Genomic DNA, 18,031 nt, shown 5'->3' on the forward strand with positions numbered 1-18,031 from the left:
GGCCACAGGATCACCCTGCTCGGACCTCCCGTCACGCCACAGGCGGGCGGGCCCATCACGGGGGCTGCCTCTCCCACTCGCGCCTGCTACGGCGGGCGGCTCGGAGAAACGCCCTGGTCGGTCGGCGGCAGGGCAGGCCGTCACTCCACCGAGCGCGACCTGTCCGGTGCTCCGTCCAAGCCGCTGAAGTCCTCGATCGGACAGTCCGCCGGAGTACGTTCGCCGGTCGTCGCGGTCGTGGCGGCCCGTTCAGCGAGGGCCTCCGGATAGCCTCCGCGCTCGGCCAGGAAACGGACCCAGTCCGGGAAGAGGGCATGTGCCGACGCGGTGACGGGGTGGTCGGGCCTCCAGTCGTGGATCAAGGCATACTGGTGCTGCACCCGGTGGGGGGACGGCTGCAGTTCAGTGCCCGGCAGAGCGCCCTCCAGCCATTCCTCGGCGAGCGCGGCCGCTCCCTCCGCCTCGGGGCGCCGACCGCCGTTCCGCTCGGCGTACCACTCACCGAACGCTTCCTCGGCCCACTGCGTCTCGACGTCCGCGTACAGCGACCGGCGGAGCGGAAGCGCCTGCCCGCGCTTGCGCAGGGCGCGGTCCAGGTCGTACCGGCGGCGGTCGGCGCGGTACCACTCGTCCAGCTGACCGCGGTTCTCCGTGCCCCGCAGCATCTCCTCGCCGAGATCCAGCTGGACGAGGCACTGCAGATCCGCCTGATCGGGTACGTGCGGCGGGCACTGTCCGGCCGTGTCGCCGACGGCCGACCGCCAGGCCGCAGCCGCCTGCGCGAAGTCCTCATGGGTGCCACCACCGGCCAGGCACGGGACCTCGCAGGCATCGACATCCCACAGATAGACATGGCGGTCGACCCCACCGGGGTAGGCGAACTCCGCCAGCACTCCGATCCGCGGCAGACAGGGGTCCCTCAGCAGCCGAACCTCGCCCGTCGCGGTCGGCTTGGGCAGCAACCGCAACCAGTCGGGCGGTCGCACCGCCCTGCGGACCTGTTTCTGCACGCCGTTCCTCACCCGAAGGGCCACCGCGCACAGGTCGGGAGTTCCGATCGACGCCATACCGTGCAGCAGCCGCCAGGGCGCCTCCCACGCGCCGCCGCCCCCCTCCAGGCCGGCCCGGACCTGTTCGGCCGTGGCCTGCGCAAGCTGCTCGAACCAGGCAGCGAACCACAGACCACCGACATCGCCGTGCACGCGCTCATGGAGTCGGGCCCCCAGCAGCGCAGCCGTCGCGTCCTCCAACTCGCGTGGTCCATCGGCCCCGAGAAGCACTCCCGCCCCGTCAAGCACGCGAGCGCTCGACTCGGCGTACCAGTCGGCCTCCTTCTGGTCATGACCGAGGCTCTGGGCGAGTGCGGCCAGGGCCGACCGCTTCCCGGGCAGCAGAGCGCCACCGAACAGCTGGTCCGCGCTGCGGGACACGGCGGCCCCGCCCGCGCCGCCCCTCTTCGAGCGCTCGGCCTTCTTCGACTTGCGTGGACGTGATACCGGTGACATGCACCGCACTTTAGGGAGCCACCCCGCAGGTTGCCCACCTCGGGCCAGAACCTCACCCGGACCGGGTCTCTCCGAGAGGGACGGGATGTCGTTCCCACAGAGGAATCGGACGGCTGTCGGCGGCGGCGCGGTGGCTGCCGCGGGTTCTGCGCCTCCTGGCTCCGTCGGCCGGGTGGAGCCAGGAGGGTCGGGCCGGATGCGACGTCAGTGTGTGCGCAGCCGTGCGGTGACGGGGTCGCTTTCGCGGTGGGCACGGTCCACCGAGGTGACCGCGTACGCCGAGCCCTCCGGTGCCGCCGGTCCCGCCCACTCGGTGCTGCGGGCGCCCGGGAGTACCGCCACGAGCTCGTCGCCGCCGGCGGCGCCGCGCAGCCGGACCGCGTACAGCGCGGGGACGTGGTTGCCGCGGGAGCGCACCTCGATCCGGATCCCGCCGCCGGCCGTCCGGGTCGCCGACGCGAGCGGGGGCAGTGGCGCGGGACCGCCGGCGAGCCTCGGCAGGACGGGAGGCAGCGCGGGCCGCTGCCAGTGGTCGCCGGCCAGCCTGCTGATCGCGCCGATCGGATCGGCGGCCACGTCCGTGGCGCTGAACAGGATCTCGCCGTTGATCTCCGGCAGCCCCTGGTCCATCGTCAGGTGCCGGGAGAGTTCGGCCGGGTCCTGCCAGGCGGCCGGTTGGGCGGGGTCGCCCACCTTGTACACGGCCTGGCCGATCCACAGCTGCACGTCGGTGCCGCGCACCGCGTCCGCCCACCACGGGGCGAGGACGGCGTAGTCGGCCACGGGGAGACCGATGTTCCAGTACAGCTGCGGGGCGATGTAGTCGAGCCAGCCGTTGCGCACCCAGCCCAGGGTGTCGGCGTTCAGCGCGTCGTAGGACTGGGTGCCGCCGGTGGCCGAGCCCCGCGGGTCGCTGGAGGCGTTGCGCCAGATGCCGAAGGGGCTGATGCCGAACGCCGCCTCGGGCCGGACCTCGCGTACCCGGTCGTGCACCTCCCGCACCAGCAGGTCCACGTTGTGCCGGCGCCAGGCGGCCCGGTCGGTGAAGCCCGCGCCGTACGCGGCGAAGGCGTCGTCGTCGGGGAAGTCCTGGCCGCCCACCGGGTAGGGGTAGAAGTAGTCGTCGAAGTGGACGCCGTCGATCTCGTAGCGCTCCACCGCGTCCATGACGGCGTCCTCGACGAAGGCGCGGGCGGCCGGGACGCCGGGGTTGTAGTACAGCCGGCCGCCGTAGGAGACGGTCCATTCCGGGTGCAGCCGCGCCGGGTGGCCGGGCACGAGCTTGGTGACGTCGGACTGCATCGAGACGCGGTACGGATTGAACCACGCGTGCAGGGCCAGCCCGCGAGCGTGCGCGGCCTCGACCATGAAGCCCAGTGGGTCGTAACCGGGATCCTGCCCCTGAGTGCCGGTCAGGTACTGCGACCACGGCTCGAACCGGGAGGGCCAGAACGCGTCGGCCGCCGGGCGGACCTGAGCGAACACCGCGTTGAGCCCGATCGATCCGGCGTGGTCGAGCAGCGCGACGAACTCCGTCTGCTGTTCGGCGGGGCTCAGGCCGGGCCGCGAGGGCCAGTCGATGTTGGCGACGGTGGCGATCCACTCACCGCGCAGTTCACGGTCTTCGGCTCCGGTCGCCGTGCCGTCCTCGGCGGCCGGCAGCAGGGCCGGTTCCGTCTCGGAGGGGGCAGCTGCACCAGCGGGGGTGGGGAGACCGGCCACGGTGAGACCGGCCATCAGTCCGGCGGTGCGCAGCAGTCCACGGCGGGTGGGACGGCGTGCGGCAGAGCCGGGGTCGGGGGTGTCGGTCACAACGACTCCTGAGGAGAGACGGAAGGCAGACCGGCTCACCCTGCCCAATCCGGCATGTCCAGGTCAACCATCGGGCTGGATGGTCACCAGACGACTGGAGTTCGAGTGACCGACATGCGGACCTCACCACCGTTCGTCCTCAGGGTTGTTGGCCTTCGGGTGCCGCGGCGGAGGAGGTCTCGGGACCCTCGTGGCAGATCAGCCGGACGAACCGGTCGCGCTTCCGGTCCCTCCGGGCCCGCCGATCCCGAAGCCCCACTGCGGGCGCAGCGCCACGAACTCGTGGAGGCGTAGCCGTGCGCGATGCTTCGTCGCACGCGTCGCGACCACGACGGCGAGGAGCCGCGACCCGCTCGGCGCAGCTCTCCGGCTGTGAGCACGGCGCAGGCAGCCCCGACGAAGAGCAGGCCGGAGAGCTGCGCCGGGTGTGGTAGCGGGTGGCCCAGCGGAAGACGGCGAGCCTGCAGGCTCGTGGTCCGTCCCAGCGCTTGGCGCCCTGCAGGGTTTCTCGTTTCGGCGAGACTGGAGCAAGTCCCGCAGACCGCTTGATCACACGATCGCGGACTCCACGAAACTCGGGGCAGCTCACCCGACGCGCCCGGGCGGCAGACGCCGGGAGTTCACACGCGCAGGTGAATTCGTGATGGTGCCGCGTACTGCGCGTTCCCCGAGAAGCCCTTGAACCAGGGCGGACACGGTACGCACCCCCACGGTCCGCGCAACACGCGATAGACCGAACAGCCTTCAATGCGATCAATTGACCCAAGTTTCCTCTACTCGATTTTCCTACCTTTTCGGGAAGTCGGCCGTGGGCCGTCTTGTGCGCGGGTCAATTCGTAGGTGGTCGACCAGGGAGAAGACATGCACGTTGTGGTGACCGGCGGTGGAGGCTTTCTGGGGTCGCATCTATGCGAAGCCCTCCTTGCCCGAGGCGACTCCGTCACCTGTCTGGATGATTTCTCCACCGGCAGTCCGGACAACATCGCCCACCTGTACAGCAGAGAGCGGTTCGCCTTCCGCCTCACCGACGTCAGCGCAGGCATCGACATGGCCGGACCCGTGGACGCCGTGGACGCCGTGGTGCACCTGGCCAGCCCCGCGTCCCCCGCCGACTACTACCGGCTGCCCCTGGAGACCCTCGCGGTCGGCAGCCGCGGCACCGAGCACGCGCTCGAGCTCGCGCAGCGGCACGGGGCCAGATTCGTACTCGCCTCCACCAGCGAGGTGTACGGCGACCCCCACGTCCATCCCCAGCCCGAGGACTACTTGGGCAACGTCAACCCTGTCGGCCCGCGCAGCGTCTACGACGAGGCCAAGCGGTACGCCGAGGCCCTCTCATGTGCTTACGCCCGCACCCACGGTGCCAACGTGGGGATCATCCGCATCTTCAACACCTACGGGCCGCGCCTGCGACCCCACGACGGCCGGGTCGTCTCCAGTTTCATCCGGCAGGCGCTCGCGGGGGAGCCGCTGACCCTCTACGGCAGCGGCGACCAGACCCGCAGCTTCTGCTACGTCGACGACCTGGTCCGCGGCATCGTCGCCATGATCGACTCCCGCGAGCTGGGCCCCATCAACCTCGGCAACCCGGATGAGCGCAGCATCGCACAGCTCGCCGGGCTCGTCCTGGAGATCACCGGCTCCGACTCCGGGACTGAATTCCTCCCCCTTCCTGCCGATGATCCGGTACGCCGCTGCCCCGTCATCATCCGGGCCACCGAGCGACTCGGATGGAAGCCGGAGATCTCGCTGGAGGACGGCGTACAGCGGACGGTCGCCTGGTTCCGCTCGCAGACCCGTGTGACACCGCCTCGGGAGGCACCGTCCGCCGAACGCGCCAACGACTCGACGTCCGCCGTCCAGGGTCGGCCCCACCCACTCGAAACTGGTTGAGATGTCCCGTGCAAAGTCCGTCCTGCCCCGCCCGGAGAGCAAAGGCCCCGACGACCCGGCCCTTGTCATCGCCGACGTACGGGCGCTGTCCCGCGGCAAGGTCGCCCGGGTGACCAACGACGGCCCCGAGTTCGCCCTGCCTCCCGAGAGCCGCCGCGTCCGCCCCGACACCTTCCGGCACGCTCTCTCGCCCGGCACCCGCTTGCTGGCCGCCCTGCTGGCGGCCGGCTGGGTGGGGTGTGCGGGCCTGTTCTGGTTCTGGTGGTTGCAGCCCGAGCACCGGGCCGGCACGGCCGCGTTGATCGTGAACAGCTCGCTGCTGCTGTACCTGGCGATGCTCCCGCTGCCGCTTGTGGTGGCGATCTTCCGGCTCCGCCGCGTCAACCCTGCGTTGGAGGTGCCTCGGCTCGCGGTCGCGTTCGTCGTCACCAAGGCGCCGTCCGAGCCGTGGCGGCTGGCCCGCACGAACCTCGAGGCGATGCTGGCCCAGGAGTTCCCGTATCCGTACGACGTGTGGCTGTGCGACGAGGACCCTACCCCCGAGACCGAGGAGTGGTGCGAGGCGCACGGCGTCCGGATCTCCAGCCGCCGCGGGGTCGACGGCTACCACCGTCCGGCCTGGCCGCGCCGCACCCGCTGCAAGGAAGGCAACCTCGCCTGGTTCTACGACTGCCACGGGTACACCGAATACGACGTCGTCGCCCAGCTCGACTGCGACCACGTCCCACACCCCACCTATCTGCGGGAGATGGTGCGCCCCTTCGCCGACCCGGCCATCGGTTACGTGGCCGCGCCCAGCCAGTGCGACTCCAACGCCGAGCTGTCCTGGTCCGCCAGGGGCCGGCTGCACCGCGAAGCGACCTTTCACGGCGTGGTCCAGCTCGGCCACTCCGACGGTCTCGCCCCGATCTGCATCGGCTCCCACTACGCCGTGCGGACGCAGGCGCTGCGCGACATCGGTGGGATCGGTCCCGAGCTGGCCGAGGACTTCACCACGTCGTTCCTGTTGAACTCGGCTGGCTGGAACGGTGCGTTCGCGATCGACGCCGAGGCACATGGCGAGGGTCCCCTCACCTTCGGCGCCATGGTTACGCAGGAGTTCCAGTGGTCGCGCAGTCTGGTCACGGCATTGATCGGCATGTTCCCCAAGCACCTGCGGCGGCTGCCGATGGCGCTGCGGCTCCGCTTCGGGTACGCGTTGTTCTTCTACCCGCTGATGGCGGGGACCACGGCCGCCGCCCTCATGCTGCCGCCTCTCGCCGCTGTCACCGGTGAGCCGTGGATGAACGTCAACTACTTCGAGTTCCTCGGCCACTTCTGGTCCATGTCGGTCTGGCTGATCGCGCTCGCCTGGCTGATGCGCCGCCGAGGGCTGCTGCGCCCCCGCCAGTCGCCGCTGCTCAGCTGGGAGAGTGCCCTGTTCGCGCTGGCTCGCTGGCCGTTCGTGGCCTGGGGCGTGCTGGCTGCGGTGATGGACCGGCTGCGCCCACGCTCCCTGACCTTCAAAGTCACTCCCAAGTCGCGCGATTCACTTGCGCCGTTGCCACTCCGGCTGGTGATGCCCTACCAGGTCATCACGGTCGTGCTGGCGTCCGCAGCCGTGGTGGGCGAGCTGACCGGGCCCGCGTACGGCTATGTGTTCCTGTGCATCCTCGGCGCCGGCGCGTACACCGTGGTGACGGTCGCGGTGTGTTGTCTGCACGCCTTCGAGGCCGCCAAGGCGGTCGGTGTCGACCGGGTCAGTGCCCTGGTCACCGTGCGGGTGCCGCTGGCCATCACGATGGTGACCACGACGCCGCTCGCTTTCGCCATGGGCCTCTACCCGCGCTACCTGCTCGGCTTCCTCCAGCTCTGACCCACCGACAGTCCCGAACCCTCGGAAAGGTGAACCATGTCCCTGCCCTGGACGATCCTGGTGACCGGTGGCGCCGGCTTCATCGGCAGTCACACCTGCGTCGAGCTCCTCGACTACGGCTACGAGGTCGTCGTCGTCGACAACCACGCCAACAGCTCCCCGGAAGCGCTCGCCCGCGTCCAGAAGGTCGCCGGCCGTCCGCTCGCCGCCGTGTACACCATCGACGTGCGTGACCGTGCCGCTCTCACGGAGGTTTTCGAACGCCACCCGGTCGATGCCGTCATCCATTTCGCCGCCCACAAGGCGGTCGGCGAGTCGGTCGAACTTCCCATCGATTACTACGACAACAACGTCGGTGGGACGACGGCGCTGCTCGCCGTCATGAACGCCCACGGCGTACACCGCCTTGTCTTCTCCTCCTCCTGCTCCCTCTACGGGAACGCCGAACGCATCCCGATCACCGAGCAGAGCCCGGCCGCGCCCACCAACCCGTACGCGAGCACCAAGTGGATGTGCGAACAGGTGCTCACTGACGTGTGCCGGCACCGGCCGGACTTGCAGGCGTTCTCCCTGCGGTACTTCAACCCCGTCGGCGCCCACCCCTCCGCCCTGCTCGGCGAGGACCCCCTTGGCATCCCCAGCAACGTGATGCCCTACCTCGCCCAGGTCGCGATCGGTCGGCGCGAGAAGATCTCCGTGTTCGGGGACGACTGGCCCACTCACGACGGCACCGGGGTCCGCGACTACATCCACGTCATGGACGTCGCGGAAGGTCACCGGATCGCCCTCGAGCACCTGGACGAGGTCCGCGGTGTGCGGGCCCTCAACCTGGCCACCGGGGTGGGCACGTCGGTCCTCGAACTCGTCGCGGCCTTCCGGCGAGCCTCGGGCCGGCCCATCCCGTATGAGATCACCGCGCGCCGCCCGGGCGACGTGGCCCGGCTGATCGCCGACCCCGGTGAGATCGAGCGTGCCTGGGGGTGGCGTGCCACCCGCACCCTCGACCAGATGTGCGGCGACGTGTGGCGCTTCCAGCTCGATAACCCCGTCGGCTACCAGGCCTGACCGACACCGGCACGCCCCACCTCATCGCTCACAGGAGTCACACATGCGGTTGACCGTCATCGGAACCGGCTATCTGGGCGCCGTGCACGCCGCGTGCATGGCCGACATCGGCCACGACGTACTCGGTGCGGACGTCGACCGGCCCAAGATCGAGGCACTCGCGGAAGGCAGAACACCGTTCTACGAGCCCGGCCTGCGCGAGGTCCTCCACCGGGGACTCTCCTCCGGTCGGCTGCGCTTCACCACCTCCACCGCCGAGGCCGCGGACTTCGGTGACGTGCACTTCGTCTGCGTCGGCACTCCGCAGCAGCCTGGCTCCCAGGCCGCCGATCTGCGGTACGTGGAGGCAGCGGTCGACGCGCTCGCCCCACACCTGCGTCGGGGCGCCCTGGTCGTCGGCAAGTCCACCGTACCGGTCGGCACCGCGGCCCGCCTGGCCGACCGGATCACCGCCGCACTGCCCGCCGGCTCCCCGGTACCGGACGTGGCCTGGAACCCGGAGTTCCTGCGCGAAGGGTACGCCGTGCAGGACACCCTCCGGCCCGACCGGCTGGTCGTCGGCACCTCCACCGAGCGGGCCGAGGCCCTGCTCCGACAGGCGTACGCGCCCATGCTCGAGGAGGGCGTGCCGTACATCGTCACCGACCTGGCCACCGCAGAACTCGTCAAGATGGCCGCCAACTCCTTCCTCGCCACGAAGATCTCCTTCATCAACGCCATGGCCGAGGTATGCGACGCCGCCGGAGCCGACGTGGTCACCCTCGCCGACGCCATCGGCCACGACAGCCGCATCGGACGCCGGTTCCTCAACGCCGGCCTCGGCTTCGGCGGCGGATGCCTGCCCAAGGACATCCGTGCCTTCCAGGCGCGGGCGCGAGAACTTGGCGTACACCGGGCGCTCGACTTCCTCACCGAGGTCGACCGGATCAACCTGGACCAGCGCCGCCGCACCGTCGCCCTCGCCGCCGACCTCGTCGGCGGAAGCCTGGCCGGCCGCGCAGTCGCCGTGCTCGGCGCCGCCTTCAAACCCTGCAGCGACGACATCCGCGACTCGCGGCCCTCGCCGTCGCCACCGCCCTGCACGCGGCGGGCGCACGGGTTCGGGTGCACGACCCCAAGGCCCTGGAGAACGCGCGCGCGGCTCACCCCGAGCTGGATTACACATTCGAGATCGACAAGGCGTGCGAGGGCGCCGACGTGGTGTTGCACCTGACCGAGTGGCCGGAGTATCGCGACATCAGCCCGGAGGACCTGGTCGCCGTGGCCCGCCGCCCCCGTCTCCTCGACGCGCGCAACACCCTGGACGCCGCACGGTGGCGGGCGGCCGGCTGGGAGGTCGTGGGGCTTGGCCGTCTCAGTCTCGGCGTCCCCGGGCAGGAGGCCCTCGCGCAGGCCTCGCTGTCCGTCGGTTAGTCGCCGCAGACCTGGACCGGGTACTTGCCGTCGCAGACGAACAGATTTTCCCTGACCGTCACCCCGGCGGGCCCCTGGCTCAGCTTCAGCGCGGGCGCCCCGACGTCCCGGCCGCCTCCCCGATCCAGCACGGTGTTCTGGTAGATCTGCACGTCCCGCACATACCCGCCGACGTGGATTCCGCCGTAGAAGCCCGTCTTCCCTGCGTCCTGGCAGCTGAGATTGAAGCGGACCACATTGCCGGAATTCATCCGCTCCCCGCGATCCGCGTAAATGAGGTAACCAGCGCCGTCGTTGCCGTAGGACAGGTTGTACTGGAGGACGGAGTCGGTGACGTTGACGTCCAAGCCGAAGCCGTCGCCGTCCGCGGGCCCGCCGGTGCGGTTGCGGTACGAGACGTTGTGCTCGATCACGACCTTGGTGGAATCGTAGGCCCAGATGCCCTCGGGCCCCTCCGTCGCCTCGGGTGAGGAGAAGGCGCCGTTGTCGTGGGCGGAGCAGCCGGTGATCTGCCCGCCGTGCACTGATCCCAAAATGATGCCGCTCCCGGTGTTGCGGGCGCTGTTCGCGGGATCGCCCGCGTTGTGGTGGGCCTCGACGCCGGCGACGGTCACGTCCGCGTGCGCGTACACCGGCTTGTCGGCAGTGAACTGGGTGCCGTACGTGATCAGCCCGGCATCCTGGTTGTGGTGCACCGCGCTGCACTCGATCCGCACCTGCCGGAACCCCGACCAGCCCGTACCACCGACAGAGATGCCGTTCCGGAAGCCCGAGACCTCGACGCCGGAGACGACGACATGGTCCAGCTTCCGGCCGTCGGGAAGGTCATTGAAAAACTTGATGCCGTCTCCGCTGGAAGCCGCTGCTCCCTCATTGCGTACGGCGAGGTTCCGGATCTCAACTCCAGCGGTGTCGTAGACGACGATGCCGTCAGTCCCGTCGACCGTGATGGTCGCCCTCCCCTCGCCGTACGAGTCGATCACGACCGGAGCCGACGCATCGCCGGCGTCGCCGTACAACAGGGATACCGGACCGCGAAAGCATGCACCGCCGCGCAGCCGCAGCCGGTCGCCGGGGCGGAGGCGCAGGAATTCTGTGTGCTGCGGGGTCCTCCACGCCGTCGCCGGTGACCGGCCATCGGCGCTGTCGTCGCCACAGGGACTGACGAAGAAGGTCCGCCCGGTGAACGGTCCAGGCACCGGGCCGGGCAGAGGGCACGGTTCGCGCTGCTGTTGGCCGCCATGCATCAGTTCCGCTTCCACAAGACTCCTGACCGTCGGTCATGTAATCCGACGGCCCAGGGTGTCAGCCGCAGACCGCTCGTCCGATCCCGACACGACGGCATGCAGTCAAGTTCGCCCTGGGCTCGCCCGAGTCACTGAGCGCGTTTCAACCTGAAGTTGCAAGTCACGGGGCTGGCGTGGGTCGCGGTTGGGATGCTCGTGCCGGTCGGGGCTGTGATCGGCAGGAGGTGATCGTCCGTCAGCGGTGGACCTCGGCGTTCAATGCCAGAAAGTTATGGTTCATGCTGGTTTGTCAAGCAGTCCTGCTGGTCGGCGTGTCGTGGCGGCGAGCGGCTTGGCGGGGGCGTCTGTCACTGGCTGTTGGGGGAGTCGGTAGGTTGCGGGCGCGGTCTTGACCAGCAGGTTCTTGCGTGCCCAGGTGCTGAGGTGGAGTGCGAGGGTGCTCTGTTTGACGGTGTTCAGCGCGGCGGTGATCTCACGGGCGTGCCAGGGGCGGTGAGGATCGGTGGCCATGACCGCGAGGACGTCTTCACGGCGGACGGCGACCTTGGAGGGCCGCGGCGGTCCGTCCGGGATCTTGAAGGTGGCCGGCCCGGCCTTGATGAGGATCTGGCGTCTGGCCCACCGGATCAGCTCACCGGTCAGGTCACTGCGGTCCAGCCGTAGCAGGGTGGCCAGTTCGATGGCACGCCACTCACGCTCCGGGGCGGCGTCCATCGCGGCGAGCACATCCTCGAGCCTGCTCGTGTGCATCAGGGCTGCGGCGGGCGGGTGCTCGCCGGTACCGGCGGCGGGCGGGGCCTGCCACGGGGCCGGGATCCGACCGGGTCGGTCGGGAGGAGCAGGCGCCGGGACGGGGGCGAGGGCATCGTCCACGGGAGCGTGGACGATGATGTCGATGGCTGTGACCGGGGTGCTGACGGCAGGCCGGTCCTCGTCGGGCGGGCGGTGTCCGCAGCGGGCGGAGACGCCTTTGACGGTGCGTGCGCTGATCCGCGCCCTGCCCGATCTTGGTGGTTAACCCCAATAGTCATGCGGCGAGGCGGAGTTGGAGTCTGGCGAGGTGGCTGTGGTTGGTGCGGTCGAGGGGGTGGCCGTTCCACCAGGCGTTGAGTCGGATGAGGTTGAGGGCGGTGGCGCTGGTGGTGTGGTCGAGGTGGGTCTTCGCGAGGCCGCGGTAGCGGGTTCGGCGCAGGCCGGTGGTGTGGGTGGCCTGGCGGATGGTGCCCTCGATACCGGCGCGGAGCGCATAGTCGCGCTGCCAGGTTCCGTCCTGTTGCCGGGCGCGGGCGGTGCGGATGGCCTCGGTGAGCTCACGGGGGTAGAGGCTGAGCCGGCGGCCCTTTCGTGAGCTGGTGCACTGCTCCTTGGCCGGGCAGGGGATACAGTCCAGGGCGGCGAAGGCAACAACGGTCTTGGCCACGCCCTCCTGGACGACGTCGTTCCAGGTGGCGCTGATCTTTCCGGCCGGACAGACGGCTCGCTTGCGATCCCAGTCGATGGTGAAGTCGTGTGCCGCGAAGCCCTGTTGGGCCTTGGCTTGGTGGGAGGTGTCGAGGAGGACTGGGGTGATCAGGGCGAGGCCGTAGGTTCTGGCGGAGGAGACGATGAGTTCGGCGCTGGGGTAGCCGGAGTCGAGGTAGTGCCGGGCGGGCAGCAGTCCGCGGTGTTGAAGGGATTGGTGGATCGGCTCCAAGGCCTTGGTGTCAGGCAGGGTGGAGGCGGTGGTGGCCACGTTGGTGATGATGTTCGGGCGGGCGGGCCGGTCTCCGTCGGCCTGTGGGTGACAGGTCTCCGAGACGTGGAGTTTGTAGCCGTTCCAGAATGTCTCGCGTTTGGCGGACCACCGGGTGTCGGTGTCGTAGGGGGAGGCAAGGCGTATCGGGGCGGGTGGCAGGCCGTCGCCGTTGTCCTCGGCGCGCTCGCGGCGCCGGATCCGTAGTCTGCCGTTCCGGTCCGGGGTGCGGATGTAATTCTGCAGCAGCACGATCCGTAGGGTCTGGACCGCGGGCAGTTCGCGCAGCCATGCCGGGGACGAGGGTGCATACACGGCCTGCAGCAGGGTGTAACCGTCGGTGGCGTAGTGCAGGGCGAGTTCGTGCTGCTTGGTCTTGGAGGCGGGCAGCCGCCAGTTGTCGATCCGGTCCGCGTAGCGGTGGCTCCAGTCCTCCACCACCAGCACCTGATCGACCCATTCGGGGCATGCGGCGGCCAGCGCGTTCAGGGCGGCGCGGACGCTCTCGCCGACCAACTCGAGGCGGTTCAGATCTCGCACCGCGGCAACGATGTGGGTGGAGTCGGTGCGCTGGCTGCCGCCCGCCTGCACCAGTTCCAGGGTCTGCAGGCGCTCCAGCAGCAGGTCCAGCACACGTTCCTCCAGGCCGTGGGCGACGACGCGGGAGCGGAACTCTGACAGCACGCTGTGGTCGAAGCCCGGGTCCTCCAGGTCCAGGCCGAGTGCGTATTTCCAGGCGAGGTTCTCGCGAACCTCGTCAGCAGCCTGCCGATCGGTCAGGTTCGCGGCCTTCTGCAGCACCGTGACCAGCGCCAGACGCCCCGGCGACCAGCCCGGCTTGCCCACCTGGCCGAACGCGTCAGCAAAGGCCGTGTCCGGGAACAGCTCCCCGAGCCGGTCACGAACCTGCACCGCCAGCGGCGCCTCCCGCCGGCCCGATACATCGCCCGGATCGCCGCCGCGACCTGCGGATCCGGCTCAGGCCAGGACTGCGGCTGCATCGACACGACACACTCCGATCCCCAAGGAACCACGACAAGATCAACGATCAGCATGATCCCATCCGCCGGAGCCGTCGTTCCTCAGCGATAACTCCGACTCACAGAAGGTGAATTGGAATTAGCCACCAAGATCCTGCCCTTGCCGAATACCTCATCCATACAGGTGGGAGCGGGTTTCGGGGTGCCGGCCGTGACCGATCGAGTCGCCACTATCGCGCGGCGGCGGTGGGCGCGGCATGATGATCGGTCGTGCTGCTGAGACTGGCGTACCCGGGCGTGACGAACGCGTGCGCGATGCTGCGACTGCTACCAACGAGCGACCGTGAGAAGGACATCGAGATCTTGACCCTGCGCCATCAGATCGCCGTCTTGGAGCGGCAGCTGAACGGGCAGCGAGTCCGGATGCACGCGAGCGACCGGACTTTCCTGGCGTGGCTGCTCCACGGTCTGCCAAGGGAAGTGCTGTGCCGGATGCGGCTGCTGGTGCGGCCGGACACGGTACTGCGCCGGCGCCGCAACCTCACCGCCGGCCGGCACGCCGCCCGGTCCCGGCCCGAAGCGCGGGGCCGGCCCCGCACCGTGCACTCATCCGAGCACTCGTACTGCGCCTGGCCAGGGAAACTCCAAGTTGGGACTACCGGCGCCTGCACGGTGAACTGCTCGTGCTCGGCGTGAAGGTGGCGGCATCCACGGTCTGGGAAATCTTGAAGGAGGCCGGCATCGAGCCGACGCCCGAGCGGGCCTCGAGCACGTGGGCGGGCTTCCCGCGTTCCCAGGCCGACGCGCTCCTGGCGTGCGACTTCTTCGAAACCGTCACCCTGTCCGGGGCCCGCTTGTACGTGTTCGCCGCGATCGAGCACGCGAACCGCCGGATCCGGATCCTGGGCGCGACCGCGCATCCGCGCAACCGACCGCGTCCCGGGTGGTCCAGGCCGCGAAGAATCTTGTCATGGACCTCGAGGACGCGGGCTGCCGGGCGCGCTGTCTGATCAGGGCCCGGGACGGGAAGGTCCCGCGGCTGTTCGACGCCGTCCTCAAGGACGCGGGCATCGAGGTGGTGCTCAGCGGCGTCCGGATACCGCGGATGAACTCGAGCATGGAGCGGTGGGTGCAGACCTGCAGGCGGGAGCTGCTGGGCCGCACATTGATCTGGGATCAGCGCCATCTCCTGTACGCCCTGCGCGAGTTCGAGACGTTCTGCAACGAGCACAGGCCGCACCAGGGCCTGGCGAGCGCCCGCCCCCTCCACCCGCTCCGATCGAGGATCCGGACCGGATCGCCCGTCTGGAGGTACGACGGCGAGCGCGGCTCGGCGGCACCCTCACGAGTACCAGCATGCGGCCTGACCAGCACGGATGAGGTATTCGGCAAGCGCAGGGTCGCGCCGTACGGGAGAGGCCGCCAGGAGTCCGGCCTGGCGCGGCGACGCTGGGAAATGCCGACCCGCCGGTAAGGCAGCGCCCCGCGTCGCCGCGCCCGGCGGTTCGTGCAGTCGTACGACTCAGAGGCCAGTGGGTTCGCACCCGCAGCTGGACCGGACGACGAGGGGGGCTACGGCGGGCGGCACCGCGGTCTCACCGCCGAGGAGCAGGTCGACGGCCTGGGCCGCCATCGCCTCCAGGGGTTGCTGGGTGACCGTGAGGGCGGGAGCGGTGTAGGCGCTGTCAGGGGTCCCGTCGAGGCTGATGACGGCCAGCCGCTTGGGGACGGCCAGTCCGTGAGCCCGGGCTCCGGCAAGGACGCCGATGGCTTGTTCGTCGGTGGCGGTGATGAGCGCGGCGGGCATGGTGCCCTCGCTGATGAGCTGTTCGGTCAGGGCCGCTGCCGCGGCGCGGGAGTACTCGCAGCGCAGCAGGGGGGCGCCGGTGCCGGCGATGGCCGTCTCCCACGTGGCGTGGCGTCGGCCGACCGGTCCGGCGTCGCGTGGTCCGGCGAGGAAGGCGATGCGGGTGTGTCCGTGGCTGCACAGGTGGGCGACGGCCTGCTGGACGGCATCTTCGTTGTCGGCGCTCACTGCCGGGGCCTGCCCGTCCTCGGGCTGGTTGTGGACGTATACGGAGGGGACGCCGGCGCGTTTGACCTGGGTGTCGACGTCGGCGCCGCCGTCGGCGGAGACGATGATGAGCCCGTCGACCTGGGCGGCGAGGAACTTGTCCGCGAGATGCTCCTGCCGGTCCGGGGAGTATCCGGCGTTCCCGGTCAGGGTGAGCTTTCCGCGCTTATCCAGTGCCTGCTCGAACGTGCCGGGCCAGCGCGCCGAAGTAGGGGTTGGATGCGTCGGCGAGGATCAGGCCGACCACGCCGGTGGTCCGCGAGCGCAGAGCCCGGGCGATGCGGTTGGGCCGGTAGTCCAGTTCTGCCGCGGCGGCCAGGACCCGCTCGCGGGTCGCGGCCGCGACCGGCCGGGGGCCGTTGTTCATCACGTAGCTGACTACCGCTGTCGAGGTCCCGGCCGCGCGGGCCACGTCCGTCAGCGTCGGGGCCTTGCCTGTTCGCTTCGCCATAACTCTTGCATCCTCTCATCTAAACGATTAGACATGGAGTATGAACGGATTCTTGGCAGGTCGGGTGGTGGCTGTGGGCTCGGTGAACATCGACCGGATCATGCGCTGTCCCGTCCTTCCCTCCCCGAGTGAGACGGTGCTGGTGACCTCCGTGAAGGAGGGTTTCGGCGGGAAGGGCGGCAATCGGGCCGTGGCCTGGCCGCCGCCACCATGGGAGCCGCTACTCACTTGGTGGCCAAGGTCGGCGGGGATGCCGATGGACTCAAGACCCTCGCCAACCTGCGCGGTGCCTCGGTCGGCGTGGACACAGTGATCACCGAGGTGTCCACGCCGACCGGACAGGCGCTGGTCGTGGTGGACCCGGACGGCGAGAACAGCATCGCCGTCATCAGCGGCGCCAACGCCCTGCTGTCCGCCCAGGACGTCACCGACGCTCTGACGGCGCTCCGGCCGCTGGCCGCGGATGTGATCCTCACCAGCGGTGAGGTCCCCCTGCCCTGTCTTCAGGCTGTCGCAGGTTTTCTTGCGCCGGGGACACGGTGGGTGCACAACCCGGCTCCGGCCGGGATCCTGCCCGCGTGGCCCCAGGACAACCGGCCACTGCTGGTGGTCAACGAGGTCGAAGCCCGGCAGCTCACCGGAGCCGCTGACGCCCGGGCCGCCGCCGCCGAGATCCTGGCAGAGGCGGCCTCCGGTGCGGTGAGTCACCCTGGGCGGCGACGGTGCCCTGGTTGCCCAGGAGGGGCGATGTGAGCACATCCCCGCGCCTGCCGTGACCGTCGTCGACACCACCGGCGCCGGGGATGTCTTCTGCGGCGTGCTCGCCGCCGAACTCGCCCACGGCCACCCCCTCACCCGGGCGGCAGCCACTGCCACAACCGCTGGTGCCTTCGCCGTCACCGCGCTCGGAGCCCGAGGGGCCCTGCCCCGCCCGAACGACCTCGTCCGCCCGCGGGCTCACTGAACCCGCGATCCCGCACGACTCGCACGAATGGAGCACGGCCATGCCGGCCCTTCCCCTGATCATTGACACCGACACCGGATCCGACGACGCGGTCGCCCTCCTGCTCGCCGCCGCCAGCGGACTCGGCGACATCCGGGCGGTGACCACCGTGGCGGGCAACGTGCCCGTCGAGACCGGCACCCGCAACGCGCTGATCTCCCTCGAGACCGCAGGCCGCACCGACATACCCGTCCACCCCGGCTGCGCCCGCCCGATGACGCGAACCCTTTCCAGCGCGCAGCACGTACACGGCGAGGACGGCATGGGCGACATCGGCCTGCCCGACCCGGCCACCGCCTGCCAACACACCCACGCGGTCGAGACGCTGCTGTCCTACCCCCGCCGGCATCCGGGAGAGCTGACACTGGTCACGCTCGCCCCGCTCACCAACATCGCCGCCGCCCTGCTGCGCGACCCTGAGCTGTTCACCCGCTACCGGCATGTGTACTGCATGGCCGGCGCCGCCGACCTGCGCGGCAACATCTCACCCACCGCAGAGTTCAACGTCTGGGCCGATCCCGAGGCCGCCCGGATCGTCACCCAGGCCGCCACCCCCGAGAAGGTCACCTGGATCGGGTGGGACGTCTCCCGCAAGGACGCCGTCATGACCCCGTCCGACCAGCAGCGCCTGGAACGACTCGGCACCCCGATGGCCACATTCGCACACCGCATCAACCGCACCGTGGCCGACTGGGCCCGCGATGTGACCGGACTGGCCGGCTACGACCTGCCCGACCCCGTGGCCATGGCCGTGGCACTCAAGCCTGGCCTGATCACCGAACAGGAAGAGGTCCACGTCGACATCTCCGTCACCGACGACACCCGCGGACAGATGATCATCGACCGGCGCCTGTCCGCTCCCGCCCCCAACATCACCCTGGTCCGCCGCGTCGACGAGACCGGCTTCAAGAAGCTTCTCTTCGACACCGTCACCACATCCCTCCCCGTCGGCTCGCCGCTCACCGACGCGACTGCCCCCGCCCTCTGACCTGGACCGACTT

Annotated in this window: 12 protein-coding genes and 3 pseudogenes; 8 read left to right on the plus strand and 7 right to left on the minus strand. The window is 70.0% G+C overall.

Features of this window, described 5'->3' with window-relative positions:
- Positions 1-140: 140 nt before the first annotated feature.
- Complete coding sequence (locus tag WJ438_RS05925; protein WP_406724267.1) at positions 141-1,505, minus strand: hypothetical protein; 1,365 nt, start codon at positions 1,503-1,505, stop codon at positions 141-143.
- Positions 1,506-2,009: 504 nt separating this feature from the next.
- A pseudogene (locus tag WJ438_RS05930) lies at positions 2,010-3,242 on the minus strand (glycoside hydrolase family 10 protein); the annotation flags it as partial.
- 936 nt (positions 3,243-4,178) lie between these two features.
- Here WJ438_RS05930 and WJ438_RS05935 point away from each other — a divergent pair.
- From WJ438_RS05935 to WJ438_RS05950, 4 genes and pseudogenes are all read left to right on the plus strand, one after another.
- On the plus strand, positions 4,179-5,210 hold the full coding sequence (locus WJ438_RS05935) for a UDP-glucuronic acid decarboxylase family protein (RefSeq protein ID WP_406724268.1): 1,032 nt from the start codon (positions 4,179-4,181) through the stop codon (positions 5,208-5,210).
- Between the two features lies 1 nt (position 5,211).
- Complete coding sequence (locus WJ438_RS05940; protein WP_406724269.1) at positions 5,212-7,065, plus strand: glycosyltransferase family 2 protein; 1,854 nt, start codon at positions 5,212-5,214, stop codon at positions 7,063-7,065.
- 36 nt (positions 7,066-7,101) lie between these two features.
- Complete coding sequence (gene galE, locus WJ438_RS05945) at positions 7,102-8,130, plus strand: UDP-glucose 4-epimerase GalE (RefSeq protein WP_406724270.1); 1,029 nt, start codon at positions 7,102-7,104, stop codon at positions 8,128-8,130.
- Positions 8,131-8,173: 43 nt separating this feature from the next.
- Positions 8,174-9,543, plus strand: a pseudogene (locus tag WJ438_RS05950) (UDP-glucose dehydrogenase family protein).
- On the opposite strand, the gene WJ438_RS05955 reads toward WJ438_RS05950, so the two are convergent.
- From WJ438_RS05955 to WJ438_RS05965, 3 genes are all read right to left on the minus strand, one after another.
- A complete protein-coding gene (locus tag WJ438_RS05955; protein WP_406724271.1) occupies positions 9,540-10,526 on the minus strand; it encodes a right-handed parallel beta-helix repeat-containing protein in 987 nt (328 codons plus the stop codon). The pseudogene WJ438_RS05950 and the gene WJ438_RS05955 sit on opposite strands and share 4 nt — an antisense overlap.
- Positions 10,527-11,066: 540 nt before the next feature.
- The gene (locus WJ438_RS05960; RefSeq protein ID WP_406724272.1) at positions 11,067-11,663 is read right to left on the minus strand and encodes a hypothetical protein; all 597 of its coding nucleotides are present in this window, start codon (positions 11,661-11,663) and stop codon (positions 11,067-11,069) included.
- 154 nt (positions 11,664-11,817) lie between these two features.
- Positions 11,818-13,434, minus strand: a complete 1,617-nt coding sequence (locus WJ438_RS05965) for an IS1182 family transposase (protein ID WP_406723662.1) — start codon at positions 13,432-13,434, stop codon at positions 11,818-11,820.
- 338 nt (positions 13,435-13,772) lie between these two features.
- Between WJ438_RS05965 and WJ438_RS05970 the strand changes: the two are divergent.
- Positions 13,773-14,869 (plus strand): annotated as a pseudogene (locus tag WJ438_RS05970) (integrase).
- Positions 14,870-15,024: 155 nt separating this feature from the next.
- Here WJ438_RS05970 and WJ438_RS05975 read toward each other — a convergent pair.
- Positions 15,025-15,750 (minus strand): LacI family DNA-binding transcriptional regulator, encoded by a 726-nt coding sequence (locus tag WJ438_RS05975; RefSeq protein ID WP_406729604.1) that lies wholly within the window; start codon positions 15,748-15,750, stop codon positions 15,025-15,027.
- Complete coding sequence (locus WJ438_RS05980; RefSeq protein WP_406724273.1) at positions 15,743-16,027, minus strand: LacI family DNA-binding transcriptional regulator; 285 nt, start codon at positions 16,025-16,027, stop codon at positions 15,743-15,745. The genes WJ438_RS05975 and WJ438_RS05980 overlap by 8 nt, the downstream gene beginning before the upstream one ends.
- A 210-nt stretch (positions 16,028-16,237) precedes the next feature.
- Between WJ438_RS05980 and WJ438_RS05985 the strand changes: the two genes are divergently transcribed.
- From WJ438_RS05985 to WJ438_RS05995, 3 genes are read left to right on the plus strand one after another with little or no spacing between them, the layout of a single operon-like run.
- The gene (locus WJ438_RS05985) at positions 16,238-16,780 is read left to right on the plus strand and encodes a PfkB family carbohydrate kinase (RefSeq protein WP_406724274.1); all 543 of its coding nucleotides are present in this window, start codon (positions 16,238-16,240) and stop codon (positions 16,778-16,780) included.
- 4 nt (positions 16,781-16,784) lie between these two features.
- Positions 16,785-16,991, plus strand: a complete 207-nt coding sequence (locus tag WJ438_RS05990; protein WP_406729605.1) for a PfkB family carbohydrate kinase — start codon at positions 16,785-16,787, stop codon at positions 16,989-16,991.
- A 40-nt stretch (positions 16,992-17,031) separates the two neighbouring features.
- Entirely contained in the window at positions 17,032-18,018 is a 987-nt protein-coding gene (locus WJ438_RS05995; RefSeq protein ID WP_406724275.1) for a nucleoside hydrolase, read from the plus strand.
- The last annotated feature ends 13 nt before the right edge of the window (positions 18,019-18,031 follow it).

This window comes from Streptomyces sp. GD-15H, assembly GCF_045291515.1.
In the GTDB taxonomy this organism is placed as follows: Bacteria; Actinomycetota; Actinomycetes; order Streptomycetales; family Streptomycetaceae; genus Streptomyces.

What these genes read in the sequence shown, in the direction of transcription:
- WJ438_RS05940 (WP_406724269.1), top strand. Translation starts at nt 5,212, where the DNA reads ATGTCCCGTGCAAAGTCCGTCCTGCCCCGCCCGGAGAGCAAAGGCCCC.
- WJ438_RS05980 (WP_406724273.1), bottom strand. Translation starts at nt 16,027, where the DNA reads ATGGCGAAGCGAACAGGCAAGGCCCCGACGCTGACGGACGTGGCCCGC.
- WJ438_RS05985 (WP_406724274.1), top strand. Translation starts at nt 16,238, where the DNA reads ATGGGAGCCGCTACTCACTTGGTGGCCAAGGTCGGCGGGGATGCCGAT.
- WJ438_RS05995 (WP_406724275.1), top strand. Translation starts at nt 17,032, where the DNA reads ATGCCGGCCCTTCCCCTGATCATTGACACCGACACCGGATCCGACGAC.
- galE (WP_406724270.1), top strand. Translation starts at nt 7,102, where the DNA reads ATGTCCCTGCCCTGGACGATCCTGGTGACCGGTGGCGCCGGCTTCATC.
- WJ438_RS05925 (WP_406724267.1), bottom strand. Translation starts at nt 1,505, where the DNA reads ATGTCACCGGTATCACGTCCACGCAAGTCGAAGAAGGCCGAGCGCTCG.
- WJ438_RS05935 (WP_406724268.1), top strand. Translation starts at nt 4,179, where the DNA reads ATGCACGTTGTGGTGACCGGCGGTGGAGGCTTTCTGGGGTCGCATCTA.